This window comes from Caballeronia sordidicola (assembly GCF_000729995.1).
In the GTDB taxonomy this organism is placed as follows: domain Bacteria; phylum Pseudomonadota; class Gammaproteobacteria; order Burkholderiales; family Burkholderiaceae; genus Caballeronia; species Caballeronia sordidicola_A.
Window position 1 is genome coordinate 1 of the sequence record NZ_JNFG01000048.1, and the last position, 24,396, is coordinate 24,396.

The 24,396-nt window shown below is 60.0% G+C and carries 23 protein-coding genes and 1 pseudogene; 15 read left to right on the plus strand and 9 right to left on the minus strand.

What is annotated here, in order from left to right; all coding sequences use genetic code 11:
• From FH08_RS50705 to FH08_RS0131230, 6 genes and pseudogenes are all read left to right on the plus strand, one after another.
• A pseudogene (locus FH08_RS50705) lies at positions 1-128 on the plus strand (LysR family transcriptional regulator); the annotation flags it as partial.
• 142 nt (positions 129-270) lie between these two features.
• Entirely contained in the window at positions 271-1,365 is a 1,095-nt protein-coding gene (gene ychF / locus FH08_RS0131210; protein WP_031362121.1) for a redox-regulated ATPase YchF, read from the plus strand.
• 127 nt (positions 1,366-1,492) lie between these two features.
• The gene (gene dinD, locus FH08_RS0131215) at positions 1,493-2,335 is read left to right on the plus strand and encodes a DNA damage-inducible protein D (RefSeq protein WP_031362122.1); all 843 of its coding nucleotides are present in this window, start codon (positions 1,493-1,495) and stop codon (positions 2,333-2,335) included.
• Positions 2,336-2,430: 95 nt separating this feature from the next.
• Positions 2,431-2,721 carry a DUF3761 domain-containing protein gene (locus tag FH08_RS0131220; RefSeq protein ID WP_031362123.1) on the plus strand — a complete coding sequence of 97 codons (291 nt, stop codon included), beginning with the start codon at positions 2,431-2,433 and terminating at the stop codon, positions 2,719-2,721.
• Between the two features lie 223 nt (positions 2,722-2,944).
• The gene (gene ettA / locus FH08_RS0131225) at positions 2,945-4,612 is read left to right on the plus strand and encodes an energy-dependent translational throttle protein EttA (RefSeq protein ID WP_031362124.1); all 1,668 of its coding nucleotides are present in this window, start codon (positions 2,945-2,947) and stop codon (positions 4,610-4,612) included.
• A 69-nt stretch (positions 4,613-4,681) separates the two neighbouring features.
• Positions 4,682-5,800 (plus strand): DUF748 domain-containing protein, encoded by a 1,119-nt coding sequence (locus FH08_RS0131230; RefSeq protein WP_031362125.1) that lies wholly within the window; start codon positions 4,682-4,684, stop codon positions 5,798-5,800.
• Here the strand turns inward: FH08_RS0131230 and FH08_RS0131235 are convergent, their stop codons facing one another.
• From FH08_RS0131235 to FH08_RS0131245, 3 genes are all read right to left on the minus strand, one after another.
• Positions 5,801-6,424 (minus strand): HAD family hydrolase, encoded by a 624-nt coding sequence (locus FH08_RS0131235; protein WP_031362126.1) that lies wholly within the window; start codon positions 6,422-6,424, stop codon positions 5,801-5,803.
• A 16-nt stretch (positions 6,425-6,440) separates the two neighbouring features.
• A complete protein-coding gene (locus FH08_RS0131240; RefSeq protein ID WP_031362127.1) occupies positions 6,441-8,261 on the minus strand; it encodes an aminopeptidase P family protein in 1,821 nt (606 codons plus the stop codon).
• A gap of 80 nt (positions 8,262-8,341) precedes the next feature.
• Positions 8,342-8,605, minus strand: coding sequence for a hypothetical protein (locus tag FH08_RS0131245; RefSeq protein WP_031362128.1), 264 nt, complete (start codon positions 8,603-8,605; stop codon positions 8,342-8,344).
• 201 nt (positions 8,606-8,806) lie between these two features.
• Between FH08_RS0131245 and FH08_RS0131250 the strand changes: the two genes are divergently transcribed.
• The 7 genes from FH08_RS0131250 (at position 8,807) to FH08_RS0131285 (ending at position 14,937) form a co-directional block, all read left to right on the plus strand.
• Positions 8,807-9,556 carry a response regulator transcription factor gene (locus FH08_RS0131250; protein ID WP_051888677.1) on the plus strand — a complete coding sequence of 250 codons (750 nt, stop codon included), beginning with the start codon at positions 8,807-8,809 and terminating at the stop codon, positions 9,554-9,556.
• A 50-nt stretch (positions 9,557-9,606) separates the two neighbouring features.
• The gene (gene hemA / locus FH08_RS0131255; protein ID WP_031362130.1) at positions 9,607-10,920 is read left to right on the plus strand and encodes a glutamyl-tRNA reductase; all 1,314 of its coding nucleotides are present in this window, start codon (positions 9,607-9,609) and stop codon (positions 10,918-10,920) included.
• 99 nt (positions 10,921-11,019) lie between these two features.
• On the plus strand, positions 11,020-12,102 hold the full coding sequence (gene prfA / locus FH08_RS0131265; protein ID WP_031362131.1) for a peptide chain release factor 1: 1,083 nt from the start codon (positions 11,020-11,022) through the stop codon (positions 12,100-12,102).
• Positions 12,099-12,935: a peptide chain release factor N(5)-glutamine methyltransferase gene (gene prmC / locus FH08_RS0131270; protein WP_031362132.1), complete on the plus strand. Its 837-nt coding sequence runs from the start codon at positions 12,099-12,101 to the stop codon at positions 12,933-12,935. The genes prfA and prmC overlap by 4 nt, the downstream gene beginning before the upstream one ends.
• Positions 12,936-13,126: 191 nt before the next feature.
• Positions 13,127-13,438 (plus strand): Grx4 family monothiol glutaredoxin, encoded by a 312-nt coding sequence (gene grxD / locus FH08_RS0131275; protein ID WP_031362133.1) that lies wholly within the window; start codon positions 13,127-13,129, stop codon positions 13,436-13,438.
• A gap of 47 nt (positions 13,439-13,485) precedes the next feature.
• Complete coding sequence (locus FH08_RS0131280) at positions 13,486-14,055, plus strand: UbiX family flavin prenyltransferase (RefSeq protein ID WP_326928990.1); 570 nt, start codon at positions 13,486-13,488, stop codon at positions 14,053-14,055.
• A 96-nt stretch (positions 14,056-14,151) separates the two neighbouring features.
• Positions 14,152-14,937: a DODA-type extradiol aromatic ring-opening family dioxygenase gene (locus FH08_RS0131285; RefSeq protein WP_031362135.1), complete on the plus strand. Its 786-nt coding sequence runs from the start codon at positions 14,152-14,154 to the stop codon at positions 14,935-14,937.
• A 105-nt stretch (positions 14,938-15,042) separates the two neighbouring features.
• On the opposite strand, the gene FH08_RS0131290 is transcribed toward FH08_RS0131285, so the two are convergent.
• Positions 15,043-16,635, minus strand: a complete 1,593-nt coding sequence (locus FH08_RS0131290) for an APC family permease (protein ID WP_031362136.1) — start codon at positions 16,633-16,635, stop codon at positions 15,043-15,045.
• Positions 16,636-17,058: 423 nt separating this feature from the next.
• Between FH08_RS0131290 and FH08_RS0131295 the strand changes: the two genes are divergently transcribed.
• A complete protein-coding gene (locus tag FH08_RS0131295) occupies positions 17,059-17,262 on the plus strand; it encodes a cold-shock protein (protein WP_031362137.1) in 204 nt (67 codons plus the stop codon).
• A gap of 134 nt (positions 17,263-17,396) precedes the next feature.
• On the opposite strand, the gene FH08_RS0131300 is transcribed toward FH08_RS0131295, so the two are convergent.
• Complete coding sequence (locus FH08_RS0131300) at positions 17,397-18,647, minus strand: Hsp70 family protein (RefSeq protein ID WP_031362138.1); 1,251 nt, start codon at positions 18,645-18,647, stop codon at positions 17,397-17,399.
• Between the two features lie 198 nt (positions 18,648-18,845).
• Between FH08_RS0131300 and FH08_RS0131310 the strand changes: the two genes are divergently transcribed.
• Positions 18,846-20,324 (plus strand): MFS transporter, encoded by a 1,479-nt coding sequence (locus tag FH08_RS0131310; protein ID WP_031362139.1) that lies wholly within the window; start codon positions 18,846-18,848, stop codon positions 20,322-20,324.
• Between the two features lie 11 nt (positions 20,325-20,335).
• Here FH08_RS0131310 and FH08_RS0131315 read toward each other — a convergent pair whose 3' ends face one another.
• The 4 genes from FH08_RS0131315 to FH08_RS0131330 form a co-directional block, all read right to left on the minus strand.
• On the minus strand, positions 20,336-21,685 hold the full coding sequence (locus FH08_RS0131315) for a type II toxin-antitoxin system HipA family toxin (protein WP_031362140.1): 1,350 nt from the start codon (positions 21,683-21,685) through the stop codon (positions 20,336-20,338).
• Complete coding sequence (locus FH08_RS0131320) at positions 21,682-21,948, minus strand: helix-turn-helix transcriptional regulator (protein ID WP_031362141.1); 267 nt, start codon at positions 21,946-21,948, stop codon at positions 21,682-21,684. The genes FH08_RS0131315 and FH08_RS0131320 overlap by 4 nt, the downstream gene beginning before the upstream one ends.
• Positions 21,949-22,283: 335 nt before the next feature.
• Positions 22,284-22,880 carry a nitroreductase family protein gene (locus FH08_RS0131325; RefSeq protein ID WP_031362142.1) on the minus strand — a complete coding sequence of 199 codons (597 nt, stop codon included), beginning with the start codon at positions 22,878-22,880 and terminating at the stop codon, positions 22,284-22,286.
• 138 nt (positions 22,881-23,018) lie between these two features.
• Positions 23,019-24,302 carry an MFS transporter gene (locus FH08_RS0131330; RefSeq protein ID WP_031362143.1) on the minus strand — a complete coding sequence of 428 codons (1,284 nt, stop codon included), beginning with the start codon at positions 24,300-24,302 and terminating at the stop codon, positions 23,019-23,021.
• Positions 24,303-24,396: the final 94 nt, after the last annotated feature.

Consider the following 24,396-nt stretch of genomic DNA (forward strand, 5'->3'; position numbering starts at 1 on the left):
GCGAAGCCGCGCTGCACGCCGGCCAGAATCTCGTGCGCGGCAAGGTGCGAATTTCGGCGACCTCGGATTTCGGCCGCAACCTGCTGTGTCATTGGCTCGATGAATTCAGCCGCCTGCACCCGGCCGTGGCGCTACAATAGCGGTTTTTCCGGCCCCGTACGACGTGGCCGCCCGCTCAGCGCGTGGCTCCCGGGGGTTGTGAAACCCGCGACACGCGCGTCCAGCGTTGACCCACGCGGCGCACGCCGTTTCACCAGTTCGAAGGATTCCATGAGCCTCCAATGCGGCATCGTCGGCTTGCCTAACGTCGGCAAGTCCACACTGTTCAATGCACTGACCAAGGCCGGCATCGCCGCCGAAAACTATCCGTTCTGCACGATCGAGCCGAATGTCGGCGTAGTCGAAGTGCCGGATCAGCGGCTGGCGGCGCTCTCGGGAATCGTCACACCCGAGCGCGTGGTTCCGGCCATTGTTGAATTCGTCGATATCGCGGGCCTCGTCGCCGGTGCGAGCAAGGGCGAAGGCCTGGGCAACAAGTTCCTCGCGAACATTCGCGAAACCGACGCCATCACGCATGTCGTGCGCTGCTTCGAAGACGAAAACGTGATTCACGTCTCGAACAAGATTGACCCGCTCGCGGACATCGAAGTCATCAATACGGAACTGGCGCTGGCAGATCTGGCGACGGTTGAGAAGGCTCACCATCGTTACGCCAAGTCTGCGCGGTCGGGTAACGACAAGGAAGCGGCGAAGCTCGTCCCCTTGCTGGAAAAAATCCAGGCGCAACTCGATCAGGCGAAGCCTGTACGTGCGCTGGACCTGAGCGAAGACGAACTCGCGCTGATCAAGCCGCTGTGCCTGATCACGGCCAAGCCGACCATGTACGTGGCAAACGTGAAGGACGACGGTTTCGAGAACAACCCGCATCTGGACGCTGTCCGTAAGCACGCGGACGCCGAGGGCGCGCCGGTTGTGGCGGTGTGCGCGGCGATCGAAGCGGAAATCGCGGATCTCGACGACGCCGACAAGCAGGAGTTTCTCGCCGATATCGGCATGGAAGAGCCTGGGCTGGATCGCGTGATTCGCGCAGGGTACAAGCTGCTCGGCTTGCAGACGTATTTCACGGCGGGCGTGAAGGAAGTGAGGGCGTGGACGATTCATATCGGCGACACCGCGCCTCAGGCTGCCGGCGCTATTCACACGGACTTCGAACGCGGGTTTATTCGCGCGCAGACCATTGCCTTCGATGATTTCGTCGCATTCAAGGGCGAGCAAGGCGCGAAGGAAGCCGGGAAGATGCGGGCCGAAGGGAAGGAATATGTCGTGCACGACGGCGACGTGATGAATTTCTTGTTTAACGTCTGATGTAATATTTTGTTGTTCAAGGTTGTGATTAAAAGCGGAGTCCCTGATAAAGGGGTTCCGCTTTTTTATTGCTGTGCGCTGACCGCGCTAATCGCCCACCGCGCGCCACTCACCTTGGACGCTGAACATGAAGACCGAACTGATTTACTCGTTGACCGAGCATTTCGAAGCGCACGCTCAGCAGACCAACAGCGGCGTCGAATTCTGGCTTGCCCGCGACCTTCAGCACCTGCTGGGATATGCGAAGTGGGAGAACTTCGTCAAAGTGGTGAACAAAGCCGAGATTGCCTGCGAAACATCGGGGCATGCAGCCGCAGACCATTTTCCTGACGTCAGGAAAATGGTCGACCTCGGTTCGGGCAGCCAGCGCGAAGTCGATGACATCATGCTCACTCGTTACGCCTGCTACCTGGTCGCACAAAATGGAGACCCCAAAAAGCACGAAATTGCGTTTGCCCAGACCTATTTCGCCGTCCAAACTCGGCGCGCTGAGTTGATCGAGCAACGTCTGCTCGACTCGGAACGCCTGGCCGCCCGCATGAAACTGACGAGTACAGAGAAGGAGCTATCCGAAGTGATTTTCGAACAAACCGGTGGAAACGACGACTTCGGCATGATTCGGAGCAAAGGCGATCACGCCTTGTTCGAAAAGACGACCCAGCAAATGAAGTCCCATTGGAAGGTCCCCGCCAAGCGGCCGTTGGCCGACTTCGCGCCCACGATCATTCTCAAGGCAAAGGACTTCGCAGCCGAAATCACCATCTTCAATTCCCGCGAAAACCAGCTTCGAAGCGAAGAAGATATCTCGAAGGAACACATCAACAACAATGGCGCGGTTCGTAAGACCCTGATTGAACGCGGAATTCGGCCAGAGACGCTTCCTGCTGCAGAGGACGTGAAAAAAGTTGCGCGCCGGCTGGCATCGGAAGATAAAACACGTGCGAAGAATCCGGAAGCGCTCGATTCCTGATTGCTTCGAGAGAGTCGCCGCGACCGGTACTGCGGCGACCCGAAACGGCCAGTGCCAGCGTTCACGCTCCTCGCGCCCAAAACAAAAACAAAACAATGAGAACACGTTTCTATCGCCGCGCCGCCTCGATCCTCCTCGCCACGGCCCTCGCGCTCAGTTGCTCCAGCTCGTTCGCTTACGCCTACTCCGCGCCGAACGAATCCGACCTCGATAACCACCAGACCTACCGCAATCACGACGGCGAAACCGTCCACTCCCCCGCGCATTCACGTTCGGGCGAAGTCCCCGACGGCGCCACCGCCCAATGCCGCGACGGCACGTGGAGCTTCAGCCGGCATCGCAGCGGCACGTGTTCGCGCCACGGGGGCGTCGCGGCCTGGCGTTGAGAATGCCTGGAACTCTGGTGTCGGCGTCAAAGCAGATAAACGCCCGCCGAACAGCCATATTCATCGAAGTACAATGTCGTCACTTCCCGCGCGCTGCGGGAAACGCACCATCGCGTACTGAATCCAGGGGCTTCCCGGCAGCGGCTTAAAAACCGGCATCCGCCCGGCCGAAGCCTGCCGTAAAAACCGAAAACCGCAAACCTCAAGACAACCGAACCCGCAAATGGCCCAATACGTCTTCACCATGAACCGCGTCGGCAAGATCGTGCCGCCCAAGCGCCAGATCCTGAAAGACATCTCGCTGTCGTTTTTCCCCGGCGCCAAGATCGGCCTGCTCGGCCTGAACGGTTCCGGCAAGTCGACCCTGATCCGCATCATGGCGGGCGTCGACAAGGAAATTGAAGGCGAAGCTACGCCGATGCCGAACCTGAACATCGGCTACTTGCCTCAGGAACCGCAACTCAATCCACAGCAAACCGTGCGCGAAGCTGTTGAAGACGGCCTCGGCGAAGTCTTTACCGCGCAGAAGAAACTCGACGCCATCTACGCGGCCTACGCGGAACCCGACGCCGACTTCGACGCCCTCGCCGCCGAGCAAGCCAAATACGAAGCCATCCTCGCGACCAGCGACGGCGGCACGCCCGAGCAACAACTCGAAGTCGCCGCCGATGCGCTGCGCTTGCCGGCGTGGGACGCGAAGATCGAACACTTGTCGGGCGGCGAAAAGCGTCGTGTGGCGCTGTGCAAATTGCTGCTGCAAAAGCCCGACATGCTGCTGCTGGACGAACCCACCAACCACTTGGACGCCGAATCGGTGGACTGGCTCGAACAATTCCTCACGCGCTATCCGGGCACGGTCGTGGCGGTCACCCACGATCGCTATTTCCTCGATAACGCCGCCGAATGGATTCTCGAACTCGACCGCGGCCACGGCATTCCGTGGAAGGGCAACTACAGCAGCTGGCTCGACCAAAAGCAAGATCGGCTGAAGCAGGAAGAATCAACGGAATCAGCGCGCCAGAAGGCGCTGAAGAAAGAACTGGAATGGGTGCGCCAGAATCCGAAGGGACGCCAGGCGAAGTCGAAGGCGCGGATTGCGCGGTTCGAGGAACTCAACAGCCAGGAATATCAGAAGCGCAATGAAACGCAGGAAATCTTCATCCCTGTCGGCGACCGGCTGGGCAATGAGGTGATCGAGTTCAAGAACGTGAGCAAGGCTTACGGCGACCGCCTCTTGATCGACAACCTCAACATGAAGATCCCGGCGGGCGCGATTGTCGGAATTATCGGGCCAAATGGCGCAGGAAAATCCACGTTGTTCCGCATGCTGACGGGTAAGGAACAACCGGATTCGGGCGAAATCGTCACGGGGCCAACGGTCAAGCTGGCGTACGTGGATCAAAGCCGCGACGCGCTCAATGCCGGCAAGACCGTGTTCGAAGAGATTTCGGGAGGTGCAGACGTGCTGACGGTGGGTAAGTACGAAACGCCGTCGCGGGCGTATATCGGCCGCTTCAACTTCAAGGGCGGCGATCAGCAAAAGACCGTCGGTGCACTCTCGGGAGGTGAGCGTGGCCGGTTGCATCTGGCGAAGACGCTGATTGAAGGCGGCAACGTGCTGCTGCTGGACGAGCCGTCGAACGACCTGGACGTTGAAACGCTGCGCGCGCTGGAAGACGCGTTGCTGGAATTCGCGGGATCGGTGATGGTGATTTCGCACGATCGCTGGTTCCTCGACCGGATCGCGACGCACATCATCGCGTTTGAAGGCGATTCCCAAGTGACGTTCTTCGACGGCAACTATCAAGAGTACGAAGCCGACAAGCGCAATCGTCTGGGCGAGGAAGCGGCGAAGCCGAAACGTCTGCGCTATAAGCCGATCGTCCGGTAAGCACGGCGCAGGGCCGACAACAACAGACCGGATCGCCGCCCGTGCGCGGCTTGGATGGGGGACATCGCGATGGCGGGTACAAGGGCGCGACGCGTGGCGCTGTGGGCGGGCGCAGTCATCGTGGTGCTGATGGCGGCGGTTGTCGGCGGCGGCTTTTTCGCCGCGCACGAAATGAAGGCACGTGTGCTCGAAGCGCTCGGGCCGCTTGGCTCGGTGGAAGATATCGATGTGGGTTATGCGCGCATCACGCTGAGCCGCGTGCGTCTGCGGGGACCGCAAGGCTGGCCCACGGAGGACACGCTGCGCGCCGAGCGCGTGACGCTGAACGTCGATATGCGCGCCATGCTGAGCAACCGCGTGCATGTGCAACACGTGACGGTGGATGGTTTTTATCTCTCCGTTGCCCGTTTCGCCGATGGCCGCGTCGAGTTGCTGCCCAATCTCCAGCAGCCGACGCGCGAGGCTCAGGCCGCCTCGAGCGAAGCCGCGGCACACGCACAAGAAGACCGGCTGATCGATCACGTCACGTTCGAGCGCGGCGCAATGGAATTCTTCGATCAATCCGTGCAGACGCCGCCCTACAGAATCCTGATTGCTGACGCGCGTGCCAACGTCGACAACCTGCACCTTCCCGCGCTCACCGACCCGACCAAGCTCGACATGACCGGGTCGATCAAAGGACCGTCGCACACGGGCACAGTCGCATTCAACGGCTGGATAAAAATCGCAAGCAAGGATTCGCAGACGCACACGACCTTGCGCAACGTCGACATTGCTACGCTCGATCCGTATCTGCTGAGGAAAGCGGGCGCGAAGACGAGCATCGCGGGCGGCACGCTCGACCTGACGCTCGACGCCACGGTGCACGACTATCGTATCCACGCACCGGGTTCGGTCGTGCTGAACCACTTGCAGTTAGCGGATAACGGCAACGCGCTCGACACCTTCCTCACCATTCCGACCAAGATCGCGGTTGCCGCACTGAAGAATCACGATCAGATCAAACTGGACTTCGAACTCGACGGCGATCTGCGCGACCCGAAATTCTCGCTCAACGAGAGCTTGCTGAAAAAGCTCGCGACGGGCTTCGCGAAAGTGGTTGGCGTGAACACCGAAGGCGTGGCTAAAAACGCGGGCGGCGTGGTGAAAAGCATCGGCGACACGCTCAAGAATCTGTTCGGAAAGTAATCACACAGGCAAGCCGAGCGCCCTCAAGCGGGCTTCGGTTTGCTTAGCATTCGTGTGATGCACGGCGTTCCAGCCAATCAGGGTAGCGGCCTGGATGTTCTTCGCGTTGTCATCGATAAAAACGACTTCCTGCGGCTGAATGCCCGGAAGGTGCTTTTCAATCTCAGTCCACATCAACGCGAAAATCGCCGGATCGGGTTTGGCGACCAGCACACGCCCCGACACCACCACTTCGCGAAACCGCTGCAGCACCGGGAACCGCTCCCACGCCCAGGGGAACGTTTCAGCCGACCAGTTGGTGAGTCCGAAGAGCGGCACTTGCGCGGCGTCGAGATTGTCGACCAAGGCGACCCCATCTTCCAGCACGCCTCCCAACATTTCCTGCCAGCGCTCGTAGAACGCCCGGATCAGCGCTTCGTGTTCAGGAAACCTGGCGATCAGTTCGGCGTTGCCGTCGGCGATGGTTTGCCCTGCGTCCTGCTGCAGGACCCAATCGCCCGCAACGACGTTGTCCATGAACCAGCGCCGCTCGGTGGCATCGGGAATCAGCCGGCTGTACACATACTCGGGATTCCAGTCGATCAACACGCCGCCGAAATCAAACACCACTGCCTTGATCGCCATTCGTTTAGCGCTCCGCTCAGATTGCTTGAGTGCGTTTTTCGAGCCACGTTTTCGCCGCGCCGGACACATGCGGCGAGACGCGTTCGAGGACCGTTGCGTGATAGTCGTTGAGCCATGCGCGTTCGTCCTCGCGCAGTAGCGCCAGGTCGATGCAGCGTGTATCGATAGGACACAGCGTCAGCGTTTCGAACTTGAGGAAGTCGCCGAATTCAGTTTTGCCGGCGGGCTCGTTCATGACCAGGTTTTCGATCCGGATACCCCATTTCCCTGGCCGATAAAGCCCCGGTTCAATCGACGTGATCATGCCGTCTTCCATCGCGGTGTACGGCTCGGCCGGCGCGTAGTGCGAGATGACCTGCGGGCCTTCGTGCACATTCAGGAAATAACCGACGCCATGCCCCGTGCCATGTCCGTAATCCGCGCCGGCTTCCCAGATGGGTGCACGGGCGATGGCGTCGAGCATCGGTGAGCGAATGCCGCGCGGAAAATGCGCCCGCGACAACGCGATCGTGCCCTTCAGCACGATGGTGAAATCCCGCTTGTGCTCAGCCGTAATCGTGCCGATGGGCACAACGCGCGTAATGTCCGTCGTACCGCTCAGGTATTGACCGCCGGAATCGATCAGCAGCAAGCCATTGCCTTCGATCACCGAATGCGAGGCTTCGGTCGCGCGGTAATGCGGCATCGCGCCGTTCGCGTTGAAGCCCGCGATAGTCGCGAAGCTCAGCGTCACAAAACCCGGCCGGCGCGCACGCGCTGCGGTCAGTTTTTCGTCGATGGTGAGTTCCGTGATCGTCTCGCGCCCAAGCGCCTCTTCGAACCACGCGAAGAACTCGGCAAGCGCCGCGCCGTCCTGTTCCATGGTCGCGCGGATGTGCGCGGCGTCGGCGGCGGTCTTGCGCGACTTGGCGAACGTCGATGGATTCACCGCTTCCACGATCTTCACTTCGGCCGGCACTTTCTCCAACGACCCGAACGTAATCCGGCGCGGATCGATGAGCAGCGTAGAACCGGCGGCCAACGCAGCAAGCGCATTTGCGACGGCGGTGTACGGCTCAACCCGCACGTTCTCCTTCGCCAGCGACGCCTTGAGATCAGCAGAAATCTTGCCATCGCCGACGAACAATGCGGCGTCATCCAGTCCGATCAACGCGTGCGCGACGAACACGGGGTTATAGGTGACATCAGCGCCGCGCAGGTTGAACAGCCACGCGAGATCGTCGAGCGTCGAGATGAAATGCCACTGCGCGCCCTTCTCGCGCATCACGCGCCGCACCTCCGCCAGCTTTTCCGGACGCGTGACGCTCGCCTGGGGCGCGACGTGTTCGTACACACTCTCCGATGGCAAACCCGGCCGCTCCGGCCAGACGGCATCGAGCAGATCCAAGTCTGTACGCAACACAATCCCGCGAGCCGTCAGCGCATCCTTCAGCGCCCGCGCCGCCGCCACGCCGAGCACGGCGCCGTCGACCGCCACCGCGTCGCCAGCCGCCACATTTTCCGCGAGCCAGTCGACGTGCGGTGCGGATTGCTGCCCGGCCATCATCTTCATCATCTCGATACCCGTTCCGGCCAGTTGCGCGTCGGCCATCGTCCAGTATCGGCTGTCGACCCACACGCCGGCGAAATCGGCGGTCACGACCAGCGTTCCGACCGAGCCGGTAAATCCTGACAGCCATTGCCTGCCCTGCCAGTGCTCCGGCAGGTATTCGGAGATGTGCGGATCCGACGACGGCACCAGCACGGCAGCCAGCGCCTCACGCGCCATCGCGCCGCGCAGCAACTCGATACGCCGGGCGAAAGTCTGGCCATCGGGAGAATTCAATCGATCGTTCATGGAATCACCTGCAGAATTTTCTTGTTACGGGAACCAGTCGAACCAGTCGAACCATAAGATCAGCAGCGGTCAACGGCGGGTCAGCGCCGCGCCGCGAGCCCTACCGTAACCGTCACGGCGACCAGCGCCAGCAGCGCACACGCAAGCCATTCAAGTGAGTCGCCATCATGGAATGCACCGGTGATGTTGCCGAGCATTTTCGCGACCACGGCCGCCACGATGCCCACGAGCCCCGCCGCCCATAGCCGGCCGAAAGGCCTCACGACCGAACGCCGCAACGGATGCAGCCACCCGCCGGCCAGCCCGATCACCAAGCCGAGAAACACGATCCCTGGCCACCCCATCAGCGGGGCATTCCAGCGAAATTAAGACTAAACCTATGGGTTGAATCGGATTGGTGAACTAGCATTTTCGATTCTGTAAACCTAGAAGGTCTGGAAGGCGCTTGTAGCGTAGCGAATGAGTTTAGGGGGCTGCAATGGCGATGGCAAGCAAGTGCCGCGCCGCCCGGCCAGCTCTCAGCGCGCTTGGAGGCGTCGGAAATCATGCGAATCGCCATTATCGACGCGGACGTTCAGCACGCCGCACTCATCCGCCGGACGCTAGTCCTGGACGGCCATTTCTGCCATTTCTTCCCAACGGCGCCCGTGTTGCTGGATCGGATGAGGTACGACACATTCGACTTGCTGATCGCCGCCAATGAAACGCGCGACATGATCGGCGCGGAAATCATCGAACGTGTGAGGCAACTGGCGCCGCAGCTTCCCATCGTGTTGATAGCCGCGAGCCAGAGCGAGTCCGACATGGTCGCGTGCCTGAAAGCGGGCGCCGACGATTGCGTCGCCAAACCCGTCCGCTGCACCGAACTGGCTGCCCGTGTAGAAGTGCTGGCGCGCCGAAGCGCGGTTCGTACGCCCGCTGCCGAGCATTTCGGCGAGTACCGGTTCAATGCGTCGGAACTGAGTGTTAGTTTCGTGGATCAGCGGGTTTTGCTCACGCCGAAGGAATTCCGCTTCGCCCGGTTGCTGTTCACGAACCTGTCGCGCGCCGTGTCTCGTGCACACATCATGGAAGTGGTGTGGCCGCGCGGGAGCGACATGGCGTCGCGGACTTTGGACACCCACGCGTCCCGCCTGCGCACGAAGTTGCATCTCCGGCCGGACAACGGTTACCGGCTGACACCGCTGTACGGCTACGGTTACCAACTGGACCGGATTGAAACGGATTTCATGCCGGGCGGCTTGTCTGGCATGGGTTTGCCGGCTGGAACTGAAGAAATTCACGAAAGGCTATAATATCGGGCTAAATTCAAAGGCATCTCAGGCCATCGGATCAGGCCCAAAACATGCAGCTCCTCGCGATCGGAATCAATCACCACACTGCGCCTGTCGCCTTGCGCGAACGCGTGGCGTTTCCGCTCGAACAGATCAAACCAGCGCTCGGCGCGCTGAAAGATCTGTGGCTGGGGCCGCTGGGGAAGACAGCGCCGGAAGCCGCGATCCTGTCCACGTGCAACCGGACCGAGCTGTATTGCGCCACCGACGATAAAGCCGCCCGCGACGCCGCCATCCATTGGCTGTCCAAGTATCACAACCTGCCGGTCTCCGAGCTCGCGCCGCATGTCTACGCGCTGCCGCAGTCTGAAGCGGTGCGACATGCGTTTCGCGTCGCCTCCGGACTCGATTCCATGGTGCTTGGCGAGACGCAGATCGTCGGCCAGATGAAAGATGCGGTGCGCACCGCGTCCGAAGCCGGTGCGCTCGGCACGTACCTGAACCAATTGTTCCAGCGCACTTTCGCCGTCGCGAAGGAAGTCCGCACGACAACTGAAATTGGGGCGCAATCTGTTTCCATGGCCGCTGCGGCGGTGCGTCTCGCGCAGCGCATCTTCGAAAACATTTCGGGCCAGCGCGTGCTGTTCATTGGCGCGGGTGAAATGATCGAGTTGTGCGCGACGCATTTTGCCGCGCAAAAGCCGCGCGAGCTCGTGGTGGCAAACCGCACTGCCGAGCGCGGCGAAAAGCTCGCCGAACGCTTCAACGGTCGTTCCATTCCGCTCTCCGACTTGCCCGCGCGCATGCACGAGTTCGACATCATTGTGTCGTGCACGGCATCCACCTTGCCCATCATCGGGCTCGGCGCGGTGGAACGGGCCGTCAAGGCGCGCCGCCATCGGCCGATCTTCATGGTCGATCTCGCAGTGCCGCGCGACATCGAACCCGAAGTGGGCAAGCTGCAGGACGTATTCCTCTATACCGTCGACGACCTCGGCGCCATCGTGCGCGAAGGCAGCGCGTCCCGGCAAGCGGCGGTGGCGCAGGCGGAATCGATTATCGACACCCGGGTGCAAAACTTCATGCAATGGCTCGATGCACGCAGCATCGTGCCAGTGATCCGCCATATGCACACGCAAGCCGACGCCCTGCGCCGCGCCGAAGTCGAACGCGCCCGCAAGATGCTGGCGCGCGGCGATGACCCGGCGGCGGTGCTCGAAGCGCTGTCGCAGTCGCTGACCAACAAGCTGATCCACGGCCCAACGCACGCGCTCAACCGTGCCAGCCGCGAGAATCGCGACCAGCTTATCGACCTGATGGGCGGGCTTTACAAGCACGGCCATCCGTCGGGATCGAACGATCCGTCCGATCCGTCGGAAACTTAGCGCCCCTCTTTTGTCTCTTCTTCAGTTGCGCCGCATGCGAGCATCTTTGCGGTCGCGTTCCTGATCGCTGTCTTCTCCGGAGCTTCGCTCCAGCCTTCCATGAAAACGAGCATGCAAAACAAGCTCGACCAGCTGACTACCCGGCTGGCCGAACTCAATGACCTGATGAGCCGCGAAGATGTGACCGCCGATATGGATCAGTATCGGAAGATCACGCGGGAAAACGCCGAAATCGGGCCGGTCGTGGAGCAATACGCGTTATGGCGGCAGGCGTCGAACGACGAAACTACCGCCATGGAATTGCTCGCCGATCCGTCCATGCGCGATTTCGCCGAAGAAGAAATTGGCGAGGCGCGCGAGCGCATGCTGGCTATCGAACGCGATCTGCAAGCCATGTTGCTGCCGAAAGATCCCAACGATGACCGCAATATCTTCATCGAAATTCGGGCGGGCACGGGTGGCGATGAATCCGCGCTGTTCGCGGGCGACCTGCTGCGCATGTATCTCCGATACGCCGAGCGCAATCGCTGGACGGTCGAGATGATGTCGGAAAGTGTCTCCGATCTCGGTGGTTACAAGGAAGTGATCGTGCGGATCGCGGGGCTGAACGTGTACTCGAAGCTGAAGTTCGAATCGGGTGGGCATCGGGTGCAGCGGGTGCCGGCGACCGAAACACAGGGGCGCATCCACACGTCGGCGTGCACGGTCGCGGTGATGCCCGAAGCCGATGAAATCGGTGAAGTGGTGATCAATCCGGCGGATTTGCGTATCGATACCTTTCGCGCTTCCGGCGCAGGCGGCCAGCACATCAACAAAACCGATTCGGCCGTGCGCGTCACGCATTTGCCAACGGGAATTGTCGTGGAGTGCCAGGACGACCGGTCGCAGCACAAGAACAAGGATCGCGCGCTGAAGGTGCTCGCCGCGCGGATCATGGACAAGCAGAATCAAGAGCAGCACGCGAAGGAAGCGGCCACGCGCAAGAGCCTGATTGGCTCCGGCGATCGGTCGGAACGGATTCGTACGTATAACTTTCCGCAGGGACGGATGACGGATCACCGGATCAACCTGACGCTGTACAAGCTCGACGCAATCATGGATGGCGATATCGACGATCTGGTTGGCGCGCTTGTCAGCGAACACCAGGCCGAATTGCTGGCGGCGCTGGGCGATTCGGAATGACGACGGTCGCCGGATTGTTGCGCGCGTCTACGCTGCCCGCGCTCGAAACGCGGATCCTGCTTGAGCATGTGCTCGGCTGGCGGCGCACAGAATTGATCACGCGCGACGACGAGGAGCTGGCGGCGGAAAGTGTCGATCGGTTCGATGCGCTGGCGCAACGGCGCGCAGCGGGTGAGCCGATTGCGCAACTTGTGGGAAATCGGGAATTTTTCGGGCTCGCGTTCGAGGTCACGCCGGATGTGCTGATTCCGCGGCCGGAGACTGAATTGCTCGTGGAAACCGCGCTTGATCGATTGAAGGGGATTAAAGTGCCGCGTGTGCTCGATCTGGGCACGGGCAGCGGTGCGATCGCAGTGGGAATCGCTTTCGCGAATCCGCACGCGCATGTCTGGGCAGTCGATCGCTCCGCACAAGCGCTGGTGGTTGCTGCGCGGAACGCAGAGAAGCTCCTTGATGCAGACCGACCGGGCGGTGAAATCGCGCTGCTGGAAAGCAATTGGACAGCCGCCCTCGATCCTGCGCTGCGCTTCGACGTGATCGTGAGCAATCCGCCGTACATCGCGCAAAACGATCCTCACTTATCCGAAGGCGATCTGCGATTCGAACCGCGCACCGCCCTCACCGATGAAGCCGACGGGCTCGCCGCGATCCGCACAATCGTCCGCAGCGCGCCATTTTTCCTGGCAACCAGCGGCTCGCTCTGGCTGGAGCACGGCTACGATCAGGCCGCTGACGTACGCGCCCTGCTGAGCGCGCGCGGCTTTTCCGACGTACGCTCGGAGCGCGATCTGGCTGATATCGAACGTGTCAGCGGCGGGTTTTTCTCGGCCTGATACCCGTCGGCGGCGCCTCGGCCGCCACGACAACCGACCGCAAGCCGTCCGACCGGCTCAAGCCGCTCCGATTGAAATCCGCTATCATTTCAGATCAATAGCGTGTGAAATTTCGCTTGAAGTAGAAATAGCGCATGCCTCACCGCTCGACCCAAAATTAACCCGCATTACAACGCCTCGCAGGAAAGACCATGGATACGCAAGAACGCATCAAGGAAATCGTCGAAGGAGCACCGGTCGTGCTGTTCATGAAGGGCACCGCGCAGTTCCCCATGTGCGGTTTCTCCGGCCGCGCCATCCAGGTCCTGAAGGCTTGCGGCGTGACCGAGATCAAGACGGTCAACGTCCTCGAAGACGATGGCGTCCGCCAGGGCATCAAGGAATTCTCTAACTGGCCGACCATTCCTCAGCTTTACGTGAAGGGTGAGTTCATCGGCGGCTCGGACATCATGATGGAAATGTACGAATCGGGTGAACTGCAACAATTGTTCGCCGCTGCCTGAGATTGTCCGCCGCACGTTCTTCGCCTCCAGCGCCCGTACCGCGACGGTTGATCGTCGCCATTACGGGTGCATCGGGTTCAATCTACGGCGTCCGGCTGCTGGAAACGCTGCGCCGCCTGGGTGGCGTTGAAACGCATTTGCTGATCTCAAGCGCCGGCTGGCTCAACATCCAGCACGAACTGGATCTCGATAAAACCGCCCTCCACGCGCTCGCAGATGTCGTGCATAACGTCCGCGATGTCGGCGCGAGCATCGCATCGGGATCCTTCGCCACGGACGGCATGATCGTCGCGCCTTGTTCGATGAAAACGCTGGCGAGCATCGCGCTCGGGCTATCGGACAATCTGATTACCCGCGCCGCCGATGTCGTGCTGAAAGAACGTCGCCGCCTCGTATTGATGGTGCGCGAAACGCCGTTCAACCTCGCCCATCTTCGCAATATGACGTCGGTCACCGAAATGGGCGGGATCATTTTTCCGCCACTGCCGGCGTTCTACCATCGTCCGGCCTCTATCGATGAAATGGTCGATCAGACGGTCGATCGCGTGATCGACATGTTTGCGCTCGGAAGCCCGATTGCCACCGCATGGCCGGGCTTGAAAGACACGGGTAATTAACAACAGTGGCGACACAATTCATTGCCTCGCCAGCTGTTTATTAACTGACCGACTATCTCTATATTCGTGGTAACTACTCTTTCCGAGGTTGCTGCGATGTCCCGCCTTCCGACTGTTTTCATTTCGCACGGTGCTCCGACGCTGCCTATCGACCCGTCGATGCCGTCCGCCGAGTTCGCCTCTTTCGCCACGCGCTTTGAACGTCCGCGTTCGATACTCATCCTTTCCGCACACTGGGGCACGGCGCAGCCCGTTGCGAGCGTTGCCGAGCAACCAGAGACCATCCACGATTTCTACGGTTTTCCGCGTGCGCTTTACGAGATTCAATATCGGGCGCCGGGCGCACCGGAACTCGGTAAGCAAGCCGCGACGCTGCTAACGCAGGCGGGCATTGCGTCGGCGATCACCGAACACGGTCTCGACCACGGCGCGTGGGTGCCGCTGCTGCTGATGTTTCCGGATGCGGGGATTCCGGTCGCTCAATTGTCCATACAGCCACATTTGGACCCGGCTCACCACTACCGCGTGGGCCGCGCGCTGCGCTCCCTAAGGGACGATGGCGTGATGATCGTGGGCTCAGGGCAGATCACGCATAACCTGCGGACAGCGGATTTCAGCGCACGGCCGGAAGACGGCGATCCGCGCGTGACCGAATTCACGGACTGGTTCGAAGACAAGCTGGCGAAACGGGACATCGAGGCGATACTCGACTACCGGAAACAGGCGCCGCACGCCGTGTTAATGCATCCGACCGATGAACATTTGCTACCGATTTTCGGTGCGCTCGGAGCCGCCGACGATGATTTCGAACTCGGAATTCAATCACTCGGTACATTTCAGAAGACGTTGGCCATGACAAATTACGTTTTCGGCGATGCCTAAATCCCCACAAAATGCGTCGGTATGCCACGAACGGAAATAAAAAATCCGCTTGACTGCTCAAGCGGATTTTTTTAATTGAGACAGCGGAGTTTTACGAGCGGGTTATCACGCGCCAACTTCTGCGAGGATATCGTCGTGGCTTTCGCGTTCATCGAGATATTGGGACCGATACCCGGTTTGGACGCCCCAAAAATAAAACGCCAGCACCATGACGGCCACCAACGCCATATCCCAGCCGTAAGGCAATAATCCGCGTCCACCGAATTCCTTGCTGCCGATGAGCGAAACAACGGCCATCGCCGGCAAATATACGATCAGCCACCACGCCGCCCTCAGGTCGTCGCTCCACTCGTGAAAACCGGTCTTGGACTGATAGTAGAAATACACCGGCAACGCGACCACCATCAGCAGGATGATTTCGCCGGTCAGCGGCCACTTTGCCCAGTACAACACCTCGGAAGCGCACACGAATGCGAACGGCGCGATGATCGACATGCCTTTGATCATCAGCGGCCGATGCAGGTCCGTGGCCGCGCGGCGCAAGGCCATCAGGCTCACAGGGCCGGTCAGGTACGAGATCACCGTGGCGACCGAAATTACCGCTGCCAACGAGCTCCAGCCGCGGAAGAAGAACATGAAGACGAACGCGACGCCCAGGTTGAAGAACATGGCCGGGCGCGGCACGCCGTAGAGCGGATGCACGTGGCCCAGGATCTTCGGCAGCGTGTTGTTGCGTTCCATTGCATAGATCATGCGCGACGTCGTGGCCATGTAGGTCGTGCCGGTACCGCTCGGGCTGACGAATGCATCGACGTAAAGGAGGAACGCGAGCCAGTTAAGGTTAAGCGCCAGCGCGAGTTCGGCGAATGGCGACGCGAAGTTGAAGCTGCTCCAGCCTTTCAGGACATCGCCAGGGCTCACCGCGCCGATATAGGCCACTTGCAACAACACATAAATGACGAGCGCCATCAGGATTGAGCCGATCACAGCAAATGGAATACTCTTCGACGGATTACGTGCCTCTCCAGCCAGATTAACAGGGCTCTGAAACCCGTTAAAGCTGAATACGATGCCGCTGGTAGCAACCGCAGTCAGGACTGCGGACCAGCCATAAGGCGCAAAACTCGAACTCGTACCAAAGTTCTCACTATGAAATCCGGTCAGCATAAGGCCGAGAATAGTTGCACCGGGAATAATGAACTTGAATACGGTAATGGCGGAATTGGCGCGCGCAAATAATTTAACGCCCCAGTAATTCAGCAGAAAATATACGATCACCAGCATTGCCGATAAAATTAATCCTACCGGCGTGAGCGATCCATCGACAAAAAGTGCATGGGCCCATGAATATGGCCAGGTACTCATATATTGAATCGATGCTTCCGCTTCAATCGGTATCACCGAAACGATCGCAATCCAGTTTGCCCAGGCACTGACGAATCCAACCAGCGCGCCATGTGAATAGCGTGCATACCGGACCATTCCGCCAGACTCCGGGAACATGGCGCCGAGTTCGGCATAAGTCAGTGCAATGGCCAATATGACGACCGCGCCAATAACCCACGCGACGATGGCCGCAGGACCGGCAATCTTGGCTGCTTTCCAGGCGCCGAACAACCAGCCCGAGCCGATGATCGAACCCAGACCTGTCAGCAGCAGCGCCACTGGCCCAATGTTCCGTTGAATAGAACTTTTCACTACGTCTCCTTCAGTCAGAAAACTTTCAAATACCTTATGCGGATTAATGCACAACCTTTAGCTAAATCTATGCCATGCCCCAACATGGCGCGTAGTTTAACGGGTGTGCCCGCATCACGCTCTAATTGTTACGACTGAAGTTTGGGCGGGTTCGACTGATGTAAAAAATATTTATCGAAAGATTTGTAATGTTGTGCGCGATGTCACTAAACCGCCTCAAAAAAACCCTTGTATACGGTCGGATATTATTTGACCTCCAGTTTGATTCGCCGTATAAACCTTCTTGCAGGAATTCAAGTGGCGAGTGAATTGGTCTTTCGTAGTTCGCCCATCACGGTACTCCGGTTGGTCCCATTGCCCCTTCCTTGATTTTCATGCACATCCGGGCTTCGGCCTTATTCAACATCTTTAGGAACACGTAACATGGAAACCGGTACCGTCAAATGGTTCAATGACGCAAAGGGCTTTGGCTTCATCACGCCGGACGGCGGTGGCGAAGACCTGTTCGCACATTTCTCTGAAGTTCGCGTGGAAGGCTTCAAGACGCTTCAGGAAAACCAGAAAGTTACCTTCGAAGTAAAGACCGGCCCGAAGGGTAAGCAAGCTGCAGACATCAAGCCGGCCTAAGTTTTATTGCCCGTTTGAATAGCAGACAAAACCCCGCATTCGCGGGGTTTTTCTTTTTGCGTTACGGATTTATCAGTAGTTAATGAGAAATTACTTTAAATGACTGACTGGATGATAGTAGCAATTAATACCGGTCAACCGAATAGTCGGCGCGCATAAATACCGAGCCCGGTCGCCACGCTGGCCAGCCGGTCCCCAAACACCGCTTCGGCATCGGGGAACGCGTCGGAGAGCGATTGCGAGAGAAACCCGAGCCCGGTCGATCCACCCGTGAAATAGATCGCGCCCACGTCCTGCGGCGTAACACCCGCGCGATGCACCGTTTCCCGTGCAGCCGCCACGATCCGCCGCGTCTCTTCCAGCCCTGCGTCGATGAGCTGCTGTTCGCTGAAGCCGATACGCAACGCCTCTTCCACCTCCTCCATGCCGATAGTGGTCTCACCGCCCGCCGCCACTTCGATCTTCGCGGCCTCCGCGTGCGACGCCAGCGCGTGTCCGAGACGGCGTTCGACCACTCGCATCAGGCGATCGTGGTGCTTCGAGTCGCTGTAGAGGTGCCGCATCAACTGGAGTTCGTTGACACGTTTCGGCCCGTAGACGGTGTTGATCAGATGCCAGGTGGCCAGGTCGAAATAGACCCGATTGGGCACTTCGCGGCCTTCCGGCGCGATCGACTGGTAGCCGAGTTCGCGCAGGATTGTCGCGAGCTCCACACGTCGGTCGAAGTCCGTTCCGGCCACGTGGACGCCGTAATGCGCGAGCACATCGTCTTTTCGCGACAACAGCTTGGCGCGCGCTGGCCCGACCCGCACCAGCGAGAAGTCCGACGTGCCGCCGCCAATATCCGCGACGAGCACCCGCCCCTCTTTCGTCAGACGTGCTTCGTAATCGAAAGCGGCGGCGATCGGTTCGTATTGGAAATGAATATCTGTCAGACCAATGGCCTGGGCCGCGGCCTGAAGCTGGTTCTGGGCGAGCTGATCGGCACGCGGATCGTCATCGACGAAAAATACCGGGCGGCCCAGCACCGCCCGCGTGATCGGCGTGCTGGACACCGCCTGCGCCTTCTGCTTCAGATGCTGCAGGAACAGCGTGATGACGTCGACGTAGCGAATCGCGGAACCGTCGCCCAGGTCCGTGCTCGTCTCAGCCAGCGGCGAGCCGAGAATGCTCTTCATGGAACGCATCAGGCGGCCGTCGAAGCCGTCGATGTAAGACTCGAGCGCGGCACGCCCGTAGGCTTGCTCGTCCTCGTCCGTGTTGAAAAAGACAGCGGTCGGCAGCGTGGTGGCGGTGCCTTCGACCGGCGCGAGCCGGATCGACGCCCCGTCGGGCAATGCGACCGCTGAATTCGACGTGCCGAAATCGATCGCGCAATAGGTCATGAGGTGAGCGTCGGCCGCGTGAACGCCGCCGACGTCGCAAACAAAAAGTGGAGCGCGTTTTTAGCACGTTACGCGCAGTACATCAACCGCGAATCAAAAACATGGTCTGGGGAATGGATTTTGCTCTAAAACCCGGTAATTAATGCTCTTTGCCGGAGGCGCGTGCAGCCGGTTATTCCCACGTTACCGGCCAAACGCATGAACGACACCACGACGATCCGTGCAGTTGAAGGAGAGAAGGAAGCGCCGGCGAGGATCATTGAAACCGATCTGCCCGGAAGGCTCGACCGGCTGCCGTGGGGCCGCTTTCATACGCTGATTGTGCTGGCGCTCGGGATCACGTGGCTGCTGGACGGGCTTGAAGTGACGCTCGCCGGCGCGGTGGCCAGCGCGTTGAAAACCAGTCACGTGCTCAAGTTCTCGAACGCCGATGTCGGTTTCGCCGGCAGCGCCTACATTGCGGGTGCGGTGATCGGCGCATTGGGCTTCGGCTGGCTTACAGACCGGCTCGGGCGTCGCAAGCTCTTTTTCATCACCCTGTTTTTGTACGTGACGGCCACGGCGGCCACCGCCCTTTCATGGAATCTGGCGAGTTTTGTGCTGTTTCGCTTCCTGACCGGCGCGGGGATCGGGGGCGAATACACCGCGATCAACTCGACCATCCAGGAATTCACCCCCGCCCGCGTGCGCGGCTGGACCGACCTGGCGATCAACGGCACCTTCTGGGTGGGCGCGGGGCTGGGCGCGGCGGGTTCGATCGTGCTGCTCGATCCGGGCTTGTTGCCGCCCGACTACGGCTGGCGCGCGTGCTTTCTGATCGGCGCAATCCTGGGATTGCTGATCCTGTTCATGCGCATGTGGGTGCCGGAAAGTCCGCGCTGGCTGATCACGCATGACCGTGTGGACGAGGCGAAGGAAATTGTGGAGGGCATCGAAGGGAAGTTTCGCGAACATGGCGTGACATTGCCTACCGATCCCGTCAAACCGCTGCGCCTGCACGCCCGCGATCACACGAAACTCAGCGAAGTGTTCCACTCGCTGTTTCATTCGCATCGGCGGCGCTCCCTGGTCGGGTTGACGCTGATGACCGCCCAGGCGTTCTTCTATAACGCGATCTTCTTCACCTACGCGCTGGTGCTGACCGATTTCTACGGCGTGCCGGGGGATCACATCGGCTGGTATGTGTTGCCGTTCGCCGCGGGCAATTTCCTCGGGCCGATCATGCTCGGCAAACTCTTCGATGTCCTTGGCCGACGCAAGATGATCGCCTTCACCTATGCTATGTCGGGTGTGTTGCTGACCATCAGCGGGTACATGTTCGAGCAGGGTTGGCTGACGAGCACCACGCAGACTATTTCCTGGATGGTGATCTTCTTCTTTGCATCGTCGGCGGCGAGTTCGGCGTATCTCACCGTCAGCGAAACCTTTCCGCTCGAGATTCGAGCATTGGCCATCGCAATTTTCTATGCCTTTGGGACGGCGCTGGGCGGCATTGTGGGGCCTGCGCTGTTCGGCCGGCTCATCGATACGCATCAGCGCGGCGCGGTGTTTACGGGCTATCTGATCGGTTCTGCGCTGATGCTGCTGGCGGCGGTTGTCGCCGGCATCTGGGGGGTATCGGCGGAACGCAGGTCGCTGGAGGACGTGGCGCGGCCGTTGTCATCGGTTGATGAATGAGGGGCAAGCGGTTATGACTCTGTACGCGGTTTGGCCAACAGCTCCGAACGCCCGATGATCTCGCGAGATGTAACAGGGGCTTCCGGCTCGGAGAAACCCGCTGCGTTAATAGCCGAAGTAAGACCGCTGAACAATTCCGCCCGCTTGGGACTTCGCAGCGAAGCCATGCCTTCGTTCCAGGCGTGAAGCATTTGTTTGGCTATGCCATTCCATTGCGATTCGTTCTTGGCCGCCTCAATGATTTCATGACCAACCGTAACCGCCGATTCACACAACCGCTCAACCATGGCGGCATAGTGACGCGGTGGAACGCCGAGGCGAGTATTGAAAAATCGCTCCAGTGTCTTTCCGGGCGCCCAGGTTTTGCGGCCATCGATAGACAAGCCAGGCGGGTTGGACGCAAAGCGCGGGTAAGCTTGGGTAGTGACGATGTCGTACGCAGGCGTGAACGCCACGTCCTCATAGGACGTGTAGTAAAGCGCGATGTTTTTCGAATGGCAATCCGCGTTGCGCACGACGTAATTTGTCAGCAAGAGCCAACCGAAATGCTCCAACTGCGGCCGAAGGCCCGACCGCGCCAAATAAGGCTTGACTGCGTTGAGCACTTTTTCCGTTGTCGCGCCGTACTTCTCGTGCGGCGGCAGACCGAGCAGTCCGCATGCGTCCTCCAGGCCACAAACCGGTAACCCGTTTTCATCGACATCGAACCGATCGACAATTAGCACGCGTCCGTCGTCGGACATGCGCGTTCTGGCAACGGGCGCAACGCCCAGACGTTCGAGGACTCGCATGGAGTAGAACTCGTTGAACCCGAGATACGGGGTTTTCTCATCGGAGCCTTTGATAATGTGCCGGCTTGTGCGAATGGTCGATTTTCCGAAGGAGCCACCTGATTCGCCAGGCAGCGCTTCAGGCGCAATGAACTTCGGCACCGCGCCGGAAATGGCGGCGCGAGCGTACCTGCGCACGAGCGCGGCGAAATAGTCCCCGGTGTTATGCCCCGCGAGCAGGTCGTCGATTTGCAATGGCTCTAGCTTTGTACCAGGCGCCACGCCCTCTGGCGTAACCGTCACCCGGCCAATGCCGATGCCGCCAACCACGGCAAGCAACGACAGATCTGTACCATCGAGATAGGGGCCGAACTCCTCCCTGATCACATCGAGCAAATAGCCTTCCGGCAAGTTCTGCCGGAAGAACGGATGCAGGTCACGCGGCCATTTCCACGGCGTATCGCGAACGGGCATCGTGAGGCTGACAAAATCGCTCTGTTGCGCGTCGGGACTGTACTTCAGAACGTATTCATCCCGCTCCCGATAAAGCTGTCCAACGTTTTTTCCTTTGACATGGACGTCAAGCTTCATGGAGCGCTCTCGCCTTCGCGCTGCTCAGCGAGGATATCTTCAAGGGTACGGGTGTGACCGTGCTTCACCACCTTCAAGTCATAACCAGCCGCGTCAAGCAAGCGCAAAAGCGCTGAGACGCTCATGTCGCCCTTCGCAAGCGTTTCCATGCGGGCTACCGTCGTACGCGCGACCGCGGCACGTCGAGCGAGTTCGGCTTGCGATAGCTCGGCCTGCCGGCGAGCGTCTTTCAACATATCGGCGATATCGACAAGAGTTGTCATGTGTAGCCCCAGGGCATCAGAACGTCTGATTATGTGAAAATTGTAGCCTATAAGGCACAAAGACAACGTTCACCTTGTAGCCCATCGGCATCACAATCACCATCTTTTGTTATTTTTGTAGCCCTTAAGATACAAAACTCATTATATGGAAGACGCCGCTCGCATGGAGGTCGCGCAGCAATCCCGGCAATCGCAGAGGAAATTTCCGGTGATTCGATCCCCGGAACATCGAGTCACAGCCATTCGGGATAATGAAATCTCGAAAGCCGAAATCCAGATCGCGCGGCGTCTATCCGACGTCCGCGCGGTCCTGCACATGCAGCCACTCAAACCGCTTACTTGAACGCTCTGCCCCAAGCGCCATCGAACGCAATTTCACCAATCGCCGAGCGCGAGCGCGGTGCGTTTTCGCGCTCCAGCAGAACCCCGTTGAGCAAGGCCGGATCGCCATGATGTCCCAGCGAAATCATGGAAATCACCTCGATATCGTCCGGCAACGAGAACGCCTCGCGGAACGCGTTGGTGTCGAAACCAGCCATTTGGTGGGCCACCAGACCGAGCGCATGCGCCTGGAGCACCAGCGACATCGCCGCGGCGCCCGTATCGTATGGAGCGATGCGGTTCACTTCGCCCTTGGGCGTCACAGTCGACGCCAGCACGCAAATCAGCACGGGCACGTTGGCATTCCAGCCTTGGTTGAACGGCACCAACGTGGCGAAAGCCTTCTGGAAAGCGGCTTCGTCATGGTTGCGATCAAAGGTCAGGAAACGCCACGGCTGCAGGTTGGACGCGGACGGCGCCCAACGCGCGGCTTCCAGCACGCTATGCAATTGCTCGCGGCTCACCGCCTTGTTCGATATCGCCCGCGGGCTCCAGCGGCCGGCCAGCAGCGCATCGATTGCGATTTCAGTAGGTGCGATTTTTTCGGTCATGCAGCAGTCCCTGGTTGGTTGATCCGGACAGCGTGCGCTCACCGGCACGCTGCAAGACCATAAGAATAACCAAGGCGGCAAACCCGCGCTGCGGTGACAAGTTCGATACAACTCCGGCACGCCGGCGAGCGGCCGCTGTCAGGTCGCCACCGCTTGTATGGCGCGCGGCGCCTTGTTGATTCGCAAGACCATCACTGCCGCGACAATGCACAGGCTGCCTGAGATCATCGTTGCGACGGTGTAGGTGCCGAGACTCGCGCGCAGCATGCCTCCGCCGAGCGCCGCAAACGCCGCGCCGAACTGATGCGCCGCCACGACCCAGCCGAATACGATGGGCGCCGACTCCTTGCCGAAGACATCGGTAGCGAGCCGGACAGTCGGCGGCACGGTTGCCACCCAATCCAGCCCGTAGAACACCGCGAAGACCGGCAGGCCATAGAAATCGATACCAAACGCGTGCGGCAGGAACATCAGCGACAACCCGCGCAAGCCGTAGTACCAGAACAGCAGCACGCGAGCGTTGAAGCGGTCGGATAGCCAGCCGGACAGCGTCGTGCCGAAGAGATCGAAAATACCCATGGCAGCGAGAAGACCCGCGCCCTGTACTTCGGTCATGCCGTGATCGGCGCACATGGCGATCAGATGCGTGCCGATATACCCGTTCGTGCTCGCGCCGCAGATAAAAAAGCTGCCCGACAGGAGCCAGAAATCGCGCGTCTTGCTCGCCATGCCCAGCGTGCCGAAGGCAAGCGCGATTGGATTCTTCTGCGCGACGGGAATGGGCGGCGGCGCGTCGGCGGCTTCGCCGAACGGGCGCAGCACGAGATCGGCGGGACGCTCGGGCAGCAGCCACGCCACCAGGGGCAACACGACCGCCGCGGCCGCTGCGACGACCAGCACCATGGGACGCCAGCCAAACCGCTCGGTGATCGCCGCGAGCATGGGCAGGAACACAAGCTGACCGGTGGCCGAACTGGCAGTGAGAATCCCCATCGCCAATCCGCGATGCGACGTGAACCAGCGATTCACCACTGTCGCCGCCAGCGTGATGGCCGCGACGCCGGTGGCTCCGCCTACCAGCACGCCCCACACCAGGATCATCTGCCACGGTGCATTCATCAGCGTCGACAACCCCACGCCGGTCGCCAGCGCCCCCAGCGCGACAAGCAACGTGGGGCGCACGCCGAAACGCTGCATCGCGGCGGCGGCGAACGGGCCAGTCAAGCCGTACAGCGCCAGGTTGATGGAGATCGCGAGCGAAATGGTCGCGCGGCTCCAGCCGAATTCCTCTTCAAGCGGCAACATCATGACGCTGGGTGTCGCACGCGTGCCGGCCGCCGCGAGCAATACAAGAAACACAACGCCTACCGATAACCACGCGTAATGCATGCGGCCCGAAAGCCTCCTGGCTGCCCAATTCATCCTTCGCTCCGGTTTCTTCTGACTATCTTTCGACGAACGTTACCGCTCAGTCACATTTAGGTTGCGAGCTTAGTGACTGCTCGGTAACATGTCA